The 1,079-nt window shown below is 63.9% G+C and carries 1 pseudogene; it reads right to left on the bottom strand.

Annotation, left to right across the window (positions count from 1 at the left end):
* Positions 1–726 (bottom strand): annotated as a pseudogene (locus tag DJ69_RS17650) (hypothetical protein); the annotation flags it as partial.
* Positions 727–1,079 lie beyond the last annotated feature (353 nt).

Genomic DNA, 1,079 nt, shown 5'->3' with positions numbered 1-1,079 from the left:
CGGAACGGGCCGTCTGGCGGCGCCGACGGGTCCGCCGGACGCGATCCGGTCGGCGCCGCCAGACGGCCCGTTCCGTTCGGGATCGACGAACGTCACCGTCGAGGTCACGCGGTGACCGCCCGGCGCGTCCGACGAGGCCTCGCGGAGCCGGTCGTCGGTGACGCGGAACGCGGCGGTGAACTCCGCTCCGGGCTCCGCCTTCCCGTCGGACGGGAGGGCGTCGGTGCCGTCGGCGACCACGTAGAGCCCGGTCTCGTCGACGTGGGCGGTCGAGTCGCGTGGGATCTCCCCGTTCGCGCCGTTTGCGGTCACTTCGTCTTCGCCCGCGGACGGCCGGACGCCGAACTCGATCCCGTCGAGGCGGTCGAGGTCGGCACCCGTCTCGGGCGTGGCGTTCCGCGCTGCCGGCAGTCCGGTCAGCCCGGACGCGTTCACCGCGTAGACCACCGTGTCGTTCGCAGTGACGCGCTCCGATCGCGAGAGGGCGCCGCTCTCGATGGCGTCTCGTACCGCTGCGGCGCTCCCGAGGCCTGCCCGATCCGCTTCCGTCCCCGCGTACGTGGTGAGCCCGTTCGTCGAGCGCCGCGTGAGTGTCACGGTCCGGTTGTCACTCGTCGCGGCGAGACCCTGTTCCGAGCGAACCTCGATCTCGTAGGTGCCCGGCTGAAGCGTCGCGTTTTGCCCGGGTGCGGTGACGGATTCGATCGAAGACCCTGCTCCCGTCACGGCCACGCTCTCGTTCAGCGACCCGTTTGCGGCCGCGTACGTGTTGAACCGGAGCGTCGTCCGTCCCTTGTTGGGTGTCGCAAGTTTGATCGTGGCGGCTGTTGTGTTGGTACTCAGATCGTCAAGGCGGACAAGAGATGTATTATATGTAGATGAGATTTCAACAGGAAGAATCTGACCTATGGAAACGGGATCTGCTGACCCCGGAAGGCTTGATATGGTGGCTTTCTCATTTAATACAGTCACATTTCTATTAATTTCTTCACCAGTATTGGTATTTATAAATTCTACTTCGTATTCCCCACTTTCAGAAACACTCACCGATTTATTCACGGTACGCTCTTGTGTAGCAC

The sequence above is a fragment of the Halorubrum persicum genome (assembly GCF_002727125.1).
GTDB classification, from domain to species: Archaea; Halobacteriota; Halobacteria; order Halobacteriales; family Haloferacaceae; genus Halorubrum; species Halorubrum persicum.
The sequence above is the reverse complement of the archived record's forward strand: the minus strand, read 5'-3'. Positions and strand labels throughout refer to the sequence as shown.